We start from the raw sequence: 15,417 nt of genomic DNA, 5'->3' as shown, positions 1-15,417 counted from the left end.
GCTCGCCCGTCACCGGCGGCCGGTCCGCCCGCGGGCCGCCCGTACGCGCACCGCGATGCCGTCGAGCAGGCTGAGCAGCCCGAACTCGAAGAGGCTGTCCAGGTCCAGCTCGACCCCCGGGGACCGCAGAATCCGCGAGAAGGCCGGGAACTCCCCGGAGGAGAGGAGCCCGGCGAAGGCGGGGGCCTGCGCCGCCATCCACTCGTCGTCGGTGACCCCGCTCTCCTGCCGCGCCTGCGCCTCCCCTTCGAGGTTGACGGCCACGCCGTGCACGTAGCTGTACACGGTGACCACCAGGTGCAGGAGCTCGTTCGGCCGCAACCCCAGACCGGTGAGGCCCTGCACCACCCACTCGGTGCCCGCGAGCGCGTTGTGCGACATCAGGGGACGGGTGAACGACTGCACCTGGGCGAGCCAGCAATGCCGGCGGTACATCGCCCAGTGCTGCCGGGCGACCAGCTCCAGCCGCTCGCGCCAGGTGCGGGCGGAGGGAACGGGCGTGAACTCCGCGCCGAACACGGTGTCGGCCATCAGCAGGACGAGCTCGTCCTTGCCCTGGACGTGCCGGTACAGCGACATGGTGGGCACGCCGAGGGCGGCGGCGGCCCTGCGCATCGACAGGGCGGCGATGCCCTCGGCGTCGGCGATCTCGATGGCGGTGCGGACCAGGCGCGCGCGGGCCGGGTCCCGCCCGTCGTCCGCCGCCGCGGGCTCGCGGTGGCGCACGGGAACAGGCTCGGGGACGCGCACCACGGTGCCGATGCCCGGCATCGGCTGCACGAGCCCCTCCTGGCGGAGCGTCGCGAGGACCTTGGTGGCGGTCGCCATGGCCACGCCCCACTCGCCGGTGATCTGCCGGGTCGAGGGCACCCGGTCTCCGGCGCGCAGCTCGCCGGAGGTGATGCGGCGCCGGATCTCGCGGACGATCCGGGCGTACGGCGGCTCCGGTCGTGTCCCGGGACGGTCCACGGGGGCTCCTTCCGCTGGGCGCGGCGCGCGGGGGGCGTCGCCGAGCGTACTAGTGCACCAGGAACGCCCGCTGTCCGCCGACCGGCGGGCGCCGCCGGTGGTGGACAGGCGATTCCCGGTGTGTCCGAGGTGTGCCGGTCTCCTGACGCACTAGTGCTCATGAGGACATCGTCGCAGTTCATTGCGTCAGTACACCGTACAAACTACCTTGCTCGCATCGGCCCGTACACCGTACATACATCCCCCGACATGGCCGAGGAGGCTGTGATGAACCGAAGTGTCCTGATCAACGGTGCGAGCATCGCCGGGCCGGCGCTGGCCTTCTGGCTGCGCCGCCACGGGTTCGAGCCGGTCGTCGTGGAACGGGCTCCGGCGTTCAGGGAGGGCGGTCACGCGATCGACCTGCGCGGGGTCGCCCACGAGGTGGTCAGGCGGATGGACCTGTCGGCCGAGGTCCGGCGGGCGAGCATCGGCACGCGCGGCATGTCGTTCGTCGACGCCTCGGGCAGGCCGCGGGCGAGCATGCCCGTGGAGCTCCTCGGCGGCGAAGGCGCGGTCGGCGAGATCGAGATCCTGCGCGGCGACCTGTCGCGGGTGCTGTACGACGCCACCCGCGGCGACACCGAGTACATCTTCGGTGACCACGTCACCGCGCTCGCCGACGACGGAGACGGAGTCGAGGTGAGGTTCGCCGGCGGCGGCAGGCGCCGGTTCGGCCTGGTGGTCGGCGCGGACGGCATCCACTCGGCGATCCGTGCGCTCGTCTTCGGGCAGGAGGCCGGGTTCGCCCGCCATCTCGGCTCCTACACCTCCTACTTCACCATCCCCTACCCCGTGGCCCACGATCGGTGGGACCGCTACCACACCCCGCTCGGCGGCCGCGCGGTGGCCATCCGGCCCACTGCCCGTCCGGACGAGGCCAAGGCGCTGTTCGGCTTCACCTCGCCGCCGCTGTCCTACGACCGGTACGACGCCGACCGGCAGAAGAAGATCATCGCCGACCGGTTCGCGGACGTCGGCTGGGAGGTCCCCCGGCTGCTGGAGGCCATGTGGGAGGCCCAGGACTTCTACTTCGACACCATCGGCCAGATCCACATGGACCGCTGGTCCAGCGGCCGGACCGTCCTGCTGGGCGACGCGGCGTACTGCCCCTCGGCCCTCAGCGGCCTCGGCACCAGCCTGGCCCTGGTGGGCGCGTACGTGCTCGCGGGCGAGCTGGCCGCCGCCGGCGGCGACCACCGCGCCGGGTTCGCCGGGTACGAGCGCGAGATGCGCGGGTATGTCACGGCGTCCCAGGCGCGGGCCAATGGCGGCGAGACGGGCTTTCTGTTCCCCAAGACGAAGGCGCACGTTCTGATGCGCGACATGATGCTCAGATCGCTGCCCTACCTGCCGTGGCGGGGCCTGATCGTCAAGCGCCTCCAGCAGGCCGACGCCATCACGCTCAAGGACTACCCGAGCTGACGGCGCCGGCCGTGGCAGGGGCTCAGGCGGGGACGGAGGCCACGCCGGGGGCGAGGAACGGGCGGCCGTTGACCGCGGCGGATACGCCGGTCCTGTCCAGGTACGGCGTGATGCCGCCGGTGTGGAACGGCCACCCGGCCCCGAGGATCATGCACAGGTCGATGTCCTCGGCCGCCGCGACGATCCCCTCGTCCAGCATCAGGCGGATCTCCTCGGCCAGCGCCCGCAGCGCGCGGTCGCGCACCTGCTCCGCGTCCGGTCCGGACGCCCCCGACGCCTCGAAGATCTGCCGCGCCTCCGGGTCGATGGAGAAGTCCGGGGCGTAGACGCCCGGCTTGCCGGCCTTGACGAGCGTCGCCAGGTTGGCCGAGACCCCGTACCGGCCGGGGAACGCCTCGTGCAGCGTCTCGGCGACGTGCAGGGCGACCGCCGGGCCCACGAGCTGGAGCAGCGTGAACGGCGTCATCGGCAGCCCGAGCTCGTCCAGCGCGTGGTCGGCGACCTCGATCGGGGTGCCCTCGTCCACGGCGCCGATGACCTCGCCCATGAAGCGGGTCAGCAGCCGGTTCACCACGAACGCCGGGGCGTCCTTGACCAGGACGCTGGACTTGCGCAGCGCCTTGCCGACCGCGAAGGCCGTGGCCAGCGAGGCGTCGTCGGTCCTGTCCGCCCGGACGATCTCCAGCAGCGGCAGTACGGCGACGGGGTTGAAGAAGTGGAAGCCGACCACCCGCTCGGGGTGGCGCAACCCGGCCGCCATCGCCGAGATCGACAGCGAGGAGGTGTTGGTGGCCAGCACGCATTCAGGGGAGACCACGGCCTCCACCTCGGCGAAGACCTGCTTCTTCACCGCCAGGTCCTCGAAGACGGCCTCGATGACGAAGTCGGCGTCGGCGAAGGCGTCCTTGGTCAGCGAGCCGGTGACCAGCCCCTTCAGCCGGTTGGCCTGGTCGCCGGTGATCCTCCGCTTGCCGAGCAGCTTGTCCACCTCGGCGTGGACGTAGCCGACGCCCTTGTCCAGGCGGGCCTGGTCGAGGTCGGTGAGGACGACCGGCACCTCGAGGCGGCGGGCGAACAGCAGGGCGAGCTGCGAGGCCATCAGGCCCGCGCCGACCACGCCCACCTTGGTGACCTTGCGGGCCAGCGCCTTGTCCGGGGCGCCCGCGGGCCGTTTGGCCCGCCGCTGTACCAGGTCGAAGGAGTACAGCCCGGCGCGCAGCTCGTCGCCCATCAGCAGGTCGGCCAGCGCGTCGGTCTCGGCCTGGAAGCCGGCGTCGCGGCCGGCCGTGCGTGCCTGCTCCACCAGGTCCAGCGCCCGGTACGGGGCGGGCGAGGCGCCGCGCAGCTTGAGGTCCACGAGCGTCCTGGCGCCTGCGACCGCGGCCTTCCACCCCTCGGCGTCCTCGGTGAACGGGTGGCGGGCGACGGCGGTCTCGCCGGTGAGCACGCGCGCGGCCCAGCGCAGCGACTCCTCCAGGAAGTCGGCCGGCTCGAAGACCGCGTCGGCGACGCCCAGCTTGAACGCCTCGGTCCCCTTGACCATCCGGTTCTGGGACAGCGGGTTCTCGATGATCAGCTTGAGCGCGTTCGCCGGGCCGATGAGGCGGGGGAGCAGCTGCGTGCCGCCCCAGCCCGGCACCAGGCCGAGGAAGCACTCGGGCAGCGCGACCGCGGGGACGCCGGAGGAGATCGTCCGGTAGGTGCAGTGCAGCGCCACCTCCAGGCCGCCGCCCATGGCCGCCCCGTTCACGAACGCGAACGAGGGCACCTCCATCTCGCCGAGCCGGCGGAACACCTCGTGCCCGAGCCGGCCGAGCGCCTCGGCCTGCTCCCGGCCGCGTACCAGGGCCGCGCCCTTGAGGTCGGCGCCGACGGCGAAGATGAACGGCTTGCCGGTGAGGCCGACCGCCGCGATGTCGGTGCGGTCGCAGATGGCGTCCAGGGCCTTGTCCAGCTCGGCCAGGCCGCGCGGGCCGAAGGTGTTCGGCTTGGTGTGGTCGAAGCCGTTGTCCAGGGTGATCAGGGCCATGGTGCCCGCGCCGCCCGGGAGCCGCACGTCGCGGACCAGGGCGTGGGTGACGACCTCGTCGTCGAAGATGCCGGTGATATCGGTGACGCCGCTCACTTGCCGCCCTCCCAGGCGAGGTTCTCCCAGACGACCGTTCCGCCCATGCCCATGCCGACGCACATCGTCGTCAGGCCGTAGCGCACCCCCGGGTTCTCGCCGAACTCGCGGGCGAGCTGCGTCATGAGTCGCACGCCGGAGGAGGCGAGGGGGTGGCCGAAGGCGATCGCGCCGCCGTAGGGGTTGACGCGCGGATCGTCGTCGGCGATGCCGAAGTGCGACAGGAAGGCCAGCACCTGCACGGCGAAGGCCTCGTTGATCTCGATGAGGCCGATGTCGCCGATGGACAGCCCGGCCAGGCGCAGCGCGCGCTCGGTGGAGGGGATGGGCCCGACGCCCATCACCTCGGGGTCGACCCCGGCGAAGGCGTAGGAGACCAGCCGCATCTTCGGGGTGAGACCGAGCTCGGCGGCGGTGTCCGCGGCGGCGATGATGCCGCCGGTGGCGCCGTCGTTCAGGCCCGCCGAGTTGCCGGCGGTCACGTGGCCGTGCGCGCGGAAGGGCGTCTTCAGCGCCGCCAGGCCCTGCATGGTGGTTCCGGGCCGCGGCGGCTCGTCCTCGGTGGCCAGGCCCCAGCCTTCCGCGGCCTTGCGGGTCGCCATCGGCACCAGGTCGGGCTGGATCTTGCCATTGGCGTACGCCTTGGCCACCTTCTCCTGGGAGGCGACCGCGTAGGCGTCGGCGCGCCCCTTGTCGATCTCGGGGTAGCGGTCGTGCAGATTCTCGGCGGTCATGCCCATGATCAGGGCGGAGCCGTCGACGAGCTTCTCGGCCATGAAGCGCGGGTTGGGGTCGACGCCCTCGCCCATCGGGTGGCGGCCCATGTGCTCGACGCCGCCGGCGATGGCGACGTCGTAGGCGCCGAAGGCGATGCCGCCCGCGACGGTGGTGACGGCGGTCATCGCGCCGGCGCACATGCGGTCGATGGCGTATCCGGGCACCGACTTGGGCAGCCCGGCCAGGACGGCGGCCGAGCGGCCGATGGTCAGGCCCTGGTCGCCGATCTGGGTGGTGGCCGCGATGGCGACCTCGTCGACGCGCTCGGGCGGCAGTTGCGGGTTGCGCCGCATCAGTTCGCGGATGACGCGGACGATCAGGTCGTCCGCCCGGGTCTCGGCGTACAGGCCCTTGGGGCCCGACCGGCCGAAAGGTGTGCGCACGCCGTCGACGAACACGACGTCACGGGACGAAGGCACGGCTGCTCCTCGCTGCTGGATGGCTTCCGCCTACATGCTACTCGCGAGTAACATGATGCCACGGCTCTTCATTCCCCTTACCCCGGGGTCAGGCGATGCCCGCGAGAATGGTGCGCACCAGCCCCGCGGTGAAGTCCTCCACGCTCTTCGGCGAGCCCTCCTCGCCCATGAACAGTCGCAGGAAGGCCCGCTGGTAACAGGCGCCGAGCAACAGCGCCGCCGCCGAGCCGGTGTCGGCGTCGGCGCGCAGGCGGCCGTTCTCCCGAAGGACGCCCAGATACCCGGCCACCGCGGTCAGCGGCTTGTGCGGACCGGCGTTCAGCTTGCGCAGCTCCTCCCGGTGCCGCTCCAGCAGGGCCGGCTCGGCGAACAGCGAGGAGCCGATCGGCATGCTCGCCTCGTAGAACAGCGTCGCCGCCCGGGCGATCTCGACGAGGCACTCCTCGGTCGTGCGCCCGCCGGGGTCGGCGGACAGCCGCTCGATCAGCGACCCGAGCGCGGGCAGCCGCTCGCTCAGGACGGCGATGAACATCTCCTCCTTGCCGGTGAAGTGCCGGTAGAGAGCCGCCTCGGAGATCCCGGCCTCGCGGGCGATCTCCTTGGTGGTGACGCGGGCCAGACCCACCGTGCGCATGAGGTGCTCGGCGGAGTCGAGGATGCGCTCACGGGTGCGGGCGCCGGCGGCCGTGCGCGGCTGGGGCATCGGGTGGCGGGCCTCTCGGTCGGTGCGGCTTTTGGCTGCCTATGGAAGGGGTACTCATCCTATGATGTGAGTGAGTACTCACCAACCTTTGGGGGACGTCTCATGAAGCTCACCGTTTTCGGCGCCACCGGGCGCACCGGCCGGGAGGTCGTCAGGCAGGCGCTGGACGCCGGGCACCAGGTCACCGCCGTCGTCCGCGACCCCGCCCGCCTTCCCATCAGCCACGGCGCGCTCGAGGTGATCACGGCGGAGGTGACCTCGCCGGACGCGCTGCGCCCCGTGCTGGCGGGCCGCGACGCCGCGATCTCCGCGCTCGGCCCGAACGGCAGGAAGGACGTGGGCATCGCCTCCAGGGCGCTGACCTCCATCGTCCGCGCCATGGAAGGCGGCGACGCCCGCAGGCTCGTCACCCTCAGCGCCGTCCCGGTCGGCCCGATCCCCGACGGCGAGCCGCTCATCTACCGCGCCGTGGTCCTGCCCCTCATCCAGCGCGTCTTCCGCGACGGGTACGCCGACCTGCGCGCGATGGAGGACGAGGTACGGCGCAGCTCGCTCGAATGGACGGTCGTCAGGCCGCCGAGGCTGACCGACAGACCGCCGACCGGCAAGTACCGTCGCGTCGTCGGCGGCAACGTGGCACGCGGCCACACCATCTCCCGGGCCGACCTCGCCCACGCGCTGCTCGACTGCCTGGACGACCCGGCCACCGTCAAACAGGCCGTCGGCGTCGCCAACTGAGGTCAGGTCCGCCGACCCGCTCTGTCGCGTCAGGTCGAGCTCACCTGGCGCAGGAAGGCGGCGTTGGAGGGCGTCTCGCGCAGGCGGCCGAGCAGCGCGCCCAGGGCCTGCTCGCGATCGAGGCCCGACAGCGCGCGCCGCAGCTTCCACACGACCTCGCGCTCCTCGGCCGTCAGGAGCAGCTCCTCGCGCCGAGTGCCGGAGGCGGCCACGTCGACGGCGGGGAACAGGCGCTGCTCGGCGAGCGCTCGGCTCAGCCGCAGCTCCAGGTTGCCCGTTCCCTTGAACTCCTCGTAGAAGAAGTCGTCCATCCGCGAGCCGGTCTCGGCCAGCGCGGTGGCGAGGATGGTCAGCGAACCGCCCTCGCGGGTGGCCCGGGCGGCGCCGAACAGGCGTTTGGGCAGGTGGACGGCCTGCGCGTCCACCCCGCCCGTGAGCGTCTTGCCGCCGCTCGGCGCGATGACGTTGTAGGCGCGGCCGAGGCGGGTCAGCGAGTCGAGCAGGACCACGACGTCGGTCCCGCGCTCGACCAGCCGCTTGGCCCGCTCGACCGCCAGTTCGGCGATCAGTGTGTGGTCGCGCTCCGGCCGGTCGAACGTCGAGGCGACCACCTCGCCGCGCACCGACTCGCGGAAGTCGGTGACCTCCTCGGGCCGCTCGCCGACCAGGACGACCATGAGGTGGGCGCCGGGATGGTTACGGGTGACGGCGTCCGCGATGGCCTTGAGCACCATCGTCTTGCCGGCCTTGGGCGGCGCGACGATCAGGCCGCGCTGCCCCTTGCCGACGGGCGTCAGCAGGTCGACCAGCCGGGTGACCGGCGAGCCGGTCTCCAGGGCCAGGCGCTCGTGCGGGTGGACGGGGGTCATGGCGGCGAAGTGCGGCCGGGCACGTCCGGGCTCCTCGCCGTCCACGGAGACGATCCGCACGTCCCGGTCACGCGGGCCGCGGGCGAGGGCCGTCACCAGGTCGCCGGGGCGCAGGCCGAGCTCCCTGACCCGGGCCGGGGGCAGGTGGACGTCCTGGTCGCCGGGGAGGTGGCCGCCGACGCGGATGTACGCCGCCTTGTCGCGGACGTCGAGCAGGCCGCGGACCTCGGTGAGGGGCCCGGTCTCGTCCTGCGGGGCCGCGGCGGGGCCGGCGGGGTCGGCCTGGCGCCGGCGGGTCCTTCTGGGAGGCGCCTTCGCGGGCGCCGGGGCTTCGATGGTCGCTGTCATGGTGGTTCCTTGCTGGTGGGCCGGAATCCCGGCCGGCTGATGGGAGAGGCGCGGAGAAGATCGCGGAAGGCGGCGGCCGTGCGCCCGGACGTGCCCGGACGTGCCCGGACGTGCGGCGGCACGCCGCGCCGGGTACGGCGACGGCCATGACGGCGGTGTCGGGCCGTCCCCGGCGGTGTCCGCCGCGACGGCGGCGTCGGCCGTGACCGGCGGTTTCCGCCGCAACGGTGGTTCGGCTGTGACCGCGGGTGACCGGGGTGTCGACCGGCGACCAGGTTGGAGGCCGAGCCGGGCCGGAAACGGTGGTGCCCGGCCCTCGTCGTGACTTGTCAGTACTTGTCAGTACTTGCCGGATTACCGCGACCTGTCGGCTGTATCGGCCGAGCGGACGACCGCACGGTGACGCACGTGCCCACAGCGGTCGCGGTGGTGGTGGCGAGATCCGCATGAGTTCGGCCGCGTGAGGCGACCGGCTGCGAGATGCCTGCCTCGAACGGGGCGGCGAGAAGGTGAACGGCTCATACCGGCGGGGAAGGAAGACATCCCACCTGGAGAGCCACGTTCACCATAACATCACCGCACCGCCTCCGCGCAAGCCCCGCCGTCCCGTTCCGTGTGGGCACCGCCGTCCCCTCCGCGCAAGCCCTGCTGTCCCGTTCCGTGGGGGCGCCGCCGTCCTTGCGCCGGGATCACGCGATCGCCATCCCATGGGTCCCGAGACCGTGCCAAGCTGGGGCCCGCGGCCGATCTGTCTCTGGCGGCCGAACGTGTCGAGGCGTCCAGTTCAGGAGAGCGCGCGATGGCGTACGAGCCGATGATGGTCTCCGGGGTGGAGGTCGTGCCGCTGCGGGACGCCGTGGGCCCCATGGGCGGTGACCTGCGCCATGCGCCCGGCGCGAACTTCGTCGGCGGCTCGCCCGAGCACCGCGCCGCGCTCACCGCGGGCGAGTGGATATTGCACTTCCGCTGCTACCTGCTGCGCCCGCGCGGCGGCCGCACGATCCTGGTGGACGCGGGGCTGGGCGGGCGTGACTCGCCCGCGTCCGCTTGGGCGCCGGTGCCGGGGCGGCTGGTGGACGAGCTCGCCGCCGTGGGCGTGGCCCCGGCGGAGGTGGACACCGTCGTGCTCACCCACCTGCACAGCGACCACGCCTCAGGGGCGGTGACCGACGGCGTCGCGACCTTCCCCAACGCCCGGCACGTCGTCCAGCGCGCCGAGATCGACTGGATCGAGGGCGCGGGGCCGAACGCCATTCTTGAACGCGTGCTGCGCCCGCTGACCGGGCTGGTCGACGCGGTCGAAGGCGAGGCCGAGGTGGCCCCGGGCGTGCGGGTGCTCCTGGCCCCCGGCCACACGCCCGGCCACCAGGTGGTCGAGATCGGGCCGCTCACGCTGACGGGCGACGTGTTCCTGCATCCGACGCAGCTCGCCGACCCCGCGATCGTCTACCGGCACGACGACGACCCGGCGAAGGCCGTCGCGACGCGGCGGCAGGTGCTGAGCAGGGCCCGCGCCCGCGGCGGCCTCATCGGCACCGCCCACTTCCCCGAGTCGTTCAGCCCTCTCCCCGACCCCCCGGCCGCCGCCGGCCCGCAGGCCCAGACGGATACCGCCGCCCAGGCCAGGCGTCACGTCGATCAGTGAGATGGTCGCGGTGACGACCACCGTCCGCGACCGGTGACAGGGGAGGCCACGCGGCCGTCCCCCCTTCTGCTCGGGCGGGGTCCACGGGCAGCCGGTAGATCAGCGGAGATACGGTCGAGGTCATGGTCGCGCTTCCGCCCGAGGAGTTCTACGCCGGGCTCAACAAGACCCTGGCCGGCGCCGGGGCGTTCATCACCGACGCGCAGGACAGGGTGCTGCTGGTCAAGCCCAACTACCGCGACCACTGGCTCTGGCCCGGGGGGCACGTGGACGAGGGCGAGACCCCCGACCAGGCGTGCGCCCGCGAGCTGGCCGAGGAGCTCGGCCTCACCGTCCCGGTCGGCCGCCTGCTCGGCGTGCACTGGGTGCCCCCGTTCGGCGACCGGCCCCTCCCGCTGGTGCACTTCCTGTTCGACTGCGGCCACCTGCCGGACGCCGACCGCCTCGTCCTGCAGGAGGAGGAACTGGACGCCTGCGGCTTCTTCGACCCCACGGAGGCGCGGGCCCTCATGCCCGCCTACCTCATCCGCCGCCTCCACGCCGCCCTGGAAGCCCGACACCGGTCCACCTCCTTCTACCTCACCGGCGGCTCCCCCGCCTTCACCCCCTGACCCGCGTTAGTGGTGCCAGGCTCAGAGAACCTGAACGACCTTGGCACGCAGCGCGGGCGTGCAGGTGGGAGTCTCGATGGTTTCCTGGGCCGGCCTGCTCATCTCGTCGCCGGTGACGTCGATGGCTCCCGTCGCGGGGTCCTGCCCACCGAAGATTCTGTAGGACACGGTGAAGGTCTTGTCTTCCGGCAACGGGCTCCCCGTGTATGCGAGCTGGGCACGGTAGGTGACTATGGCGCCGGCCGTACCGAAGCACTCACTTTTGATCACCTTGATCGTGACCCTGAACTCGCTCGGCTTGGGTGTGTGGTCCGCCGTAGGCTCCGCGCTCGTCTGCTCGGAAGCGGGCTTGTTGTCGGAGGCAGGCGCGTCCGCTGCCACGGTGCTGGGCTTGCCGGAGGAACCGGCCGCGCCGATACCGACGCCACCGATGCAGCCGACCGCAAGCCCCCCGACCAGGGCAAGAGCGACGATCAAGCCACTGAATCCCTTCTTCGGCGGCCATTGCGGCTGTTGGAACTGTGGAGCCTGCTGGGTGTGGTACGGGTGGGTCATCGTCTGACTCCAGGGATGGCTGGCTGTGTCGTCTCCGTGGACGGGTGCCGTCCCCTGGCGGGTTACTGCGGCTGTGGGGTGGATACCAGATCGTGACCGATCGTGAGGGCTTGGATACAAATTGTCGCGAATTGTCCGCTGGCTGCTGAACCGGGCAGAGCAGCAAGCTGTGTGCGAGGGCTGCCGCCGCGACGCGGCGATCAGTGGTGCTGCGCCGGCACGTTCTTTGCCGTCACACGATTGGAGGGCGGCCTGCCTTGGTCAATCGGACCACGGTTACCCAAGACATCGGCTTGCGTTCTCCGTGTCCTCCGGTGAAGCCCTCGCGTAGTCCGGCGAACCATACGGCGAGGCTCTTGCGGCATCGGATGCGAACGACGCTGACGAGCGTCCAGGTGGCGAGGTAAACGGGGATCAGCGGGGCGGGCAGGCGCCGGTAGGCGAGCCAGACGCGGTTACGGGCGACCAGTCGGTGGTACTCGGCGTGCCGGGTTGGCGAGGTGGCCGGGTGATGGATGACGATGCCGGGCGCGTACCAGCCGGTGCGGCCCAGGTCCCACAAGCGCCATGCCAGGTCAACGCCTTCGTGAAATAGAAAGAAGTGGCCGGGCCAGCCGCCGGCGGCCTCGTAGTCGGCGCGGCGGATGAGGACGACGCCCTCGGCCATGACGGTGATGGTTCCGGGGCGGGCGACGGCACTGGCACGCAGACGCGGCACCCAGCGGCGCATGGTGACTCCGTTGCCGGGGTCGGCGATGCGCGGCTGGATGTACGCGGCCTCGGGGTGACGGCGAGCCTGGGCAACGAGCCGTGCGAGGGTATCAGGGGAAGGGAGTACGGCGTCGTTGTCGAGGAAGAACAGGTACTCGCCGGCGTCGGGTCCGGCGAGCGCGTCAGCACCGACGTTGCGGCCCTGGGGGATGCCGACGTTGAGGGGCAGGGTGACTGCCTGCGCGCACTCGGGCACGTAGTCGGGTTCGACGCCGTTGCCCACGATGACCACTCGTAGCTGTATGCCGTCCTGGGCGAGCAGGGACGCCATCGCCGCGCGGAACGCGGCGGGCCGATCGTTCATGGTGAGGACCACCACGTCTACGGTCGGTTTCATCATGTCTCCGAGTGGTCACGCAGTGTTCTCTTGGCCGTAACCGACTCACCCTAGCGCCGTGCACGGATGGTGTCCTCGAAATCGACGCCGAGGGTCGCATACTTGTTGACCTGCGGGTTTATCGGTCGCGACGAGGTGTGGGGTGCCGAGCCTGTGTGACAGCCGACGCGGACCAGCACCCGAGGTCAGTGATCCCAGGGGTCCCGGATAGCGGTGATGACGCGCTTGAAGGACCATCACGACGATGAGGGGACGTCACGAACCGTCGACGGCTGTTTCAATTGGCCGCGAGCGCGGGAGTCGGGGCTCTCGGACTCCCCGATTCGGTCCGCCGGTTGCCGCACTTGTCGCTGGACGCACACCGCAGCATCGGGGACTGGGATGTCACCGTCGCCGATCATCTGCACGCGTTGCGAACACGTCCACCGGCAGAGGTCGTCGAGCACCTCAGATGGCGCACGGCCCCTGGACCGCCGAACCGGCCCTATTCGTGCCGAACGTCTGACCGGCGGAACAGCACGTCGGGGGTGCGCTGCGACGGCCCCCTGAGTGAGATCACGGCCCAGGGAGCCGTCGAGTGAGCGTGCGGGTCAGCGCAGGTAGAGGGCGGGTTGGGGTGGGGTGGACATGCCGTTGCCGATGAAGAAACTCGGGTGGGGGGGCTGGTTGTAGGCGGTGTTCTGCCAGGCGACGGCTTCGCGGTACTGGATGTCGTGCATCAGGGTGAAGATGCGCCGGTCGGTCACCGTGGTGGTCGCGTAGATGCGCAGGGCGCGGTCGTCGCTGGTCGGCCAGACGATCTCCTCGCGCCAGTCGCCGAACAGGTCCGCCGACAGCGAGGGCGTCGCCTTGGTGCCGTTGTTGGAGTGCACGCCGGAGGCCGTGAGCAGCCGCGTCGAGCCGCTGGTGCCGTACTTGTCCACCTGGGTCTGGTCGAGCAGCTCGCGGATCGGGTCGGCGTCCCACCAGGCCAGGAAGTTCATCGAGGACGGTTTGGCGCCGATGTTGGCGCCCTTGGTGTTGCGCAGCCCGTCGGCCTTGGCCGACCAGGACTCCGCTCCGGCGCTGCCGGACCAGATGTCGTCGGACACGCCGCGCCCGTTGTCGCCGTTCGCCGGAGTCGTCCACAGCACCTGGCCGGTGCGCGCGTCGGCCATCCACGAGCTCGGCTTGCTGGAATCCTCATCCACCTTGAAGACCTCAAGGCCGGAACGCGAGGGGTCCAGGTCTCCGACGTGCAAGGCGTCGCCGTGGCCGTTGCCGGTGTTCCACAACGGGGAGCCGTTGTCGTTGATCGCCATCGCGCCGAACACGATCTCGTCCCTGCCGTCGCCGTCCACGTCGGCGATGGAGAGGTTGTGGTTGCCCTGGCCGGTGTACTGCGAACCCGCGGAGTTGGAGTCGAAGGTCCACCGCTTGGTCAGCGCGCCGCTGCGGAAGTCCCACGCCGCGATCACCGTGCGCGTGTAGTAGCCGCGCGACATGATCAGGCTGGGCCGGGTGCCGTCCAGGTAGGCCGTGGCGGCGAGGAACCGGTCGACCCGGTTGCCGTAGCTGTCGCCCCAGGAGGACACGGTGCCGCGCGGCGGGTCGTAGTTCACCGTCGACATGGCCTTGCCGGTCTGCCCGTTGAACATCGTCAGGTATTCCGGCCCCGACAGCACGTAACCCGAGGAGTTGCGGTAGTCGGCGCCGGAGTTGCCGATGACGACGCCGGTGCCGTCCTTGGTCGCGTCGGCGGTCTTCATGGCCACCTCGGCCTTGCCGTCGCCGTCGTAGTCGTACACCTGGAACTGCGTGTAGTGCGCCCCGGCGCGGATGTTGCGGCCCAGGTCGATGCGCCACAGACGGGTGCCGTTGAGCTTGTAGGCATCGACGAACACGTTGCCGGTGTAGCCGGACTGGGAGTTGTCCTTGGCGTTGGAGGGGTCCCACTTCAGGACGAACTCGTACTGGCCGTCGCCGTCCAGGTCGCCCACGCTGGCGTCGTTGGCGCTGTAGGTGTAGGCGACCCCGTCAGGGGTGGTGCCCCCGGACGGCGGCGAGATCGGCACGTCGAGGTAGGCGCCGCCGGTGAAGCGCAGGGAGCTCTCCGAGGCGGCCTGCTCGGCGCCGTCGACCACCGGCCGCACGGTGTAGCTCGCGTCGGCCGCCGCGCCGTTGTCCAGGTAGTTCGTGGACCCGGTGATCGGCGAGGAGTTCAGCTTGGTCGAGCCGCGGTAGAGGTTGAAGGCGACGCCTGAGGGGTCGGTGCCGAGCATCCGCCAGGAGACCAGGTTGCCGCTGCCGGACCGCACGCTGACCAGGCCCCGGTTCAGCCGCTCCGCCTGGCGCGCGTTCGCGGGCGTCGGGGTCGGCGTCGGGGTGGGGGAGGGCGTGGGGGTCGGGGTGACGGTCGGAGTCGGCGTCGGTGTGGGCGTCACGGTCGGGGTCGGGGTGGGGGTCGGCGTCGGGCCGGTCGTTCCGGTGCAGGTCACCCCGTTGAGGGTGAACGACGCCGGAGCAGGGTTGCTGGAGTTGTTCCACGAGGCGTTGAAGCCGAAGGAGGCGCTCGCGCCGGTCGCCAGCGCGGCGTTGTAGCCGGCGTCCGCGGCGGTCACCTGCGCGCCGCTCTGGGTCACGGTGGCGTTCCACGCCTGGCTGACCTGCTGGCCGGCGGTGAATCCCCACACCAGCCGCCAGCCGTCGATCGCGTCGCCGAGGTTGGTCACGGTGACGTTGCCGGTGAAGCCGCCCGTCCACTGTGAGGCCACCGCGTAGTCGACCCGGCAGCCGGCGGCGGCCTGGGCCGCGACGGTCGTCGCCGTCCCGGTCGCCGCGACCGTGGCGGTCGCCGCCGCCAGGATCACCAGCCGGCGGACCGGCGATCTCGCGAAGTAGCGCATGACTCTCCTCTTCGTGCGGAGCGCCGGGCACCGAACCGTGCGTTGAAACGATTCGATGGCCGGCGCGTCGACATACCCGCGAGGCCTGACCTTCCGTCGCGACTGATTCGCTCGAAACTAAGCCGAGCCGGACGCGCCGCGCCATCGCCGCTCGCCGGTCCCCGCCACGGTGCCGAGAGGGCCTGGCGCGGACGGCCGCGC

Annotated in this window: 12 protein-coding genes; 4 read left to right on the top strand and 8 right to left on the bottom strand. The window is 71.6% G+C overall.

Going from position 1 to position 15,417, the window contains the following annotated elements; translation table 11 throughout:
* Positions 1–9 precede the first annotated feature (9 nt).
* Positions 10–969, bottom strand: coding sequence for a TetR/AcrR family transcriptional regulator C-terminal domain-containing protein (locus tag ACFQSB_RS07505; protein WP_380825151.1), 960 nt, complete (start codon positions 967–969; stop codon positions 10–12).
* Between the two features lie 267 nt (positions 970–1,236).
* Between ACFQSB_RS07505 and ACFQSB_RS07500 the strand changes: the two genes are divergently transcribed.
* Positions 1,237–2,433 (top strand): FAD-dependent monooxygenase, encoded by a 1,197-nt coding sequence (locus ACFQSB_RS07500; protein WP_380825150.1) that lies wholly within the window; start codon positions 1,237–1,239, stop codon positions 2,431–2,433.
* Between the two features lie 22 nt (positions 2,434–2,455).
* Here the strand turns inward: ACFQSB_RS07500 and ACFQSB_RS07495 are convergent, their stop codons facing one another.
* The 3 genes from ACFQSB_RS07495 to ACFQSB_RS07485 all read right to left on the bottom strand — a co-directional run bounded on the left by ACFQSB_RS07495 (position 2,456) and on the right by ACFQSB_RS07485 (position 6,457).
* The gene (locus tag ACFQSB_RS07495) at positions 2,456–4,558 is read right to left on the bottom strand and encodes a 3-hydroxyacyl-CoA dehydrogenase NAD-binding domain-containing protein (RefSeq protein ID WP_380825149.1); all 2,103 of its coding nucleotides are present in this window, start codon (positions 4,556–4,558) and stop codon (positions 2,456–2,458) included.
* Positions 4,555–5,754 carry a thiolase family protein gene (locus ACFQSB_RS07490; protein ID WP_380825148.1) on the bottom strand — a complete coding sequence of 400 codons (1,200 nt, stop codon included), beginning with the start codon at positions 5,752–5,754 and terminating at the stop codon, positions 4,555–4,557. Before ACFQSB_RS07490 ends, ACFQSB_RS07495 begins: the two co-directional genes overlap by 4 nt.
* A gap of 88 nt (positions 5,755–5,842) precedes the next feature.
* Positions 5,843–6,457, bottom strand: a complete 615-nt coding sequence (locus ACFQSB_RS07485) for a TetR/AcrR family transcriptional regulator (protein ID WP_380825147.1) — start codon at positions 6,455–6,457, stop codon at positions 5,843–5,845.
* Between the two features lie 102 nt (positions 6,458–6,559).
* Between ACFQSB_RS07485 and ACFQSB_RS07480 the strand changes: the two genes are divergently transcribed.
* Positions 6,560–7,195, top strand: coding sequence for an NAD(P)-dependent oxidoreductase (locus tag ACFQSB_RS07480; RefSeq protein ID WP_380825140.1), 636 nt, complete (start codon positions 6,560–6,562; stop codon positions 7,193–7,195).
* Positions 7,196–7,224: 29 nt separating this feature from the next.
* On the opposite strand, the gene rho is transcribed toward ACFQSB_RS07480, so the two are convergent.
* Positions 7,225–8,412: a transcription termination factor Rho gene (gene rho, locus ACFQSB_RS07475; RefSeq protein WP_380825139.1), complete on the bottom strand. Its 1,188-nt coding sequence runs from the start codon at positions 8,410–8,412 to the stop codon at positions 7,225–7,227.
* A 799-nt stretch (positions 8,413–9,211) separates the two neighbouring features.
* Between rho and ACFQSB_RS07470 the strand changes: the two genes are divergently transcribed.
* Positions 9,212–10,057 carry an MBL fold metallo-hydrolase gene (locus tag ACFQSB_RS07470; protein ID WP_380825138.1) on the top strand — a complete coding sequence of 282 codons (846 nt, stop codon included), beginning with the start codon at positions 9,212–9,214 and terminating at the stop codon, positions 10,055–10,057.
* A 122-nt stretch (positions 10,058–10,179) separates the two neighbouring features.
* Positions 10,180–10,668, top strand: coding sequence for an NUDIX domain-containing protein (locus ACFQSB_RS07465; RefSeq protein ID WP_380825137.1), 489 nt, complete (start codon positions 10,180–10,182; stop codon positions 10,666–10,668).
* 21 nt (positions 10,669–10,689) lie between these two features.
* Here ACFQSB_RS07465 and ACFQSB_RS07460 read toward each other — a convergent pair whose 3' ends face one another.
* The 3 genes from ACFQSB_RS07460 to ACFQSB_RS07450 all read right to left on the bottom strand — a co-directional run bounded on the left by ACFQSB_RS07460 (position 10,690) and on the right by ACFQSB_RS07450 (position 15,216).
* Positions 10,690–11,223, bottom strand: a complete 534-nt coding sequence (locus tag ACFQSB_RS07460; protein ID WP_380825136.1) for a hypothetical protein — start codon at positions 11,221–11,223, stop codon at positions 10,690–10,692.
* A gap of 232 nt (positions 11,224–11,455) precedes the next feature.
* Complete coding sequence (locus ACFQSB_RS07455) at positions 11,456–12,331, bottom strand: glycosyltransferase family 2 protein (RefSeq protein ID WP_380825135.1); 876 nt, start codon at positions 12,329–12,331, stop codon at positions 11,456–11,458.
* 590 nt (positions 12,332–12,921) lie between these two features.
* The gene (locus ACFQSB_RS07450; RefSeq protein WP_380825134.1) at positions 12,922–15,216 is read right to left on the bottom strand and encodes a rhamnogalacturonan lyase family protein; all 2,295 of its coding nucleotides are present in this window, start codon (positions 15,214–15,216) and stop codon (positions 12,922–12,924) included.
* Positions 15,217–15,417: the final 201 nt, after the last annotated feature.

It is taken from the genome of Sphaerisporangium rhizosphaerae (assembly GCF_042665155.1).
Classification (GTDB): domain Bacteria; phylum Actinomycetota; class Actinomycetes; order Streptosporangiales; family Streptosporangiaceae; genus Sphaerisporangium; species Sphaerisporangium rhizosphaerae.
Note: the sequence above shows the minus strand (reverse complement) of the source record. Positions and strands in the feature narration are given on the sequence as shown.

Bases quoted from the DNA above. Each gene is read 5' to 3' on its own strand.
- ACFQSB_RS07460 (WP_380825136.1), bottom strand. From the start codon at position 11,223: ATGACCCACCCGTACCACACCCAGCAGGCTCCACAGTTCCAACAGCCG.
- ACFQSB_RS07480 (WP_380825140.1), top strand. From the start codon at position 6,560: ATGAAGCTCACCGTTTTCGGCGCCACCGGGCGCACCGGCCGGGAGGTC.
- ACFQSB_RS07500 (WP_380825150.1), top strand. From the start codon at position 1,237: ATGAACCGAAGTGTCCTGATCAACGGTGCGAGCATCGCCGGGCCGGCG.
- ACFQSB_RS07465 (WP_380825137.1), top strand. From the start codon at position 10,180: ATGGTCGCGCTTCCGCCCGAGGAGTTCTACGCCGGGCTCAACAAGACC.
- ACFQSB_RS07485 (WP_380825147.1), bottom strand. From the start codon at position 6,457: ATGCCCCAGCCGCGCACGGCCGCCGGCGCCCGCACCCGTGAGCGCATC.
- rho (WP_380825139.1), bottom strand. From the start codon at position 8,412: ATGACAGCGACCATCGAAGCCCCGGCGCCCGCGAAGGCGCCTCCCAGA.
- ACFQSB_RS07455 (WP_380825135.1), bottom strand. From the start codon at position 12,331: ATGAAACCGACCGTAGACGTGGTGGTCCTCACCATGAACGATCGGCCC.
- ACFQSB_RS07450 (WP_380825134.1), bottom strand. From the start codon at position 15,216: ATGCGCTACTTCGCGAGATCGCCGGTCCGCCGGCTGGTGATCCTGGCG.
- ACFQSB_RS07470 (WP_380825138.1), top strand. From the start codon at position 9,212: ATGGCGTACGAGCCGATGATGGTCTCCGGGGTGGAGGTCGTGCCGCTG.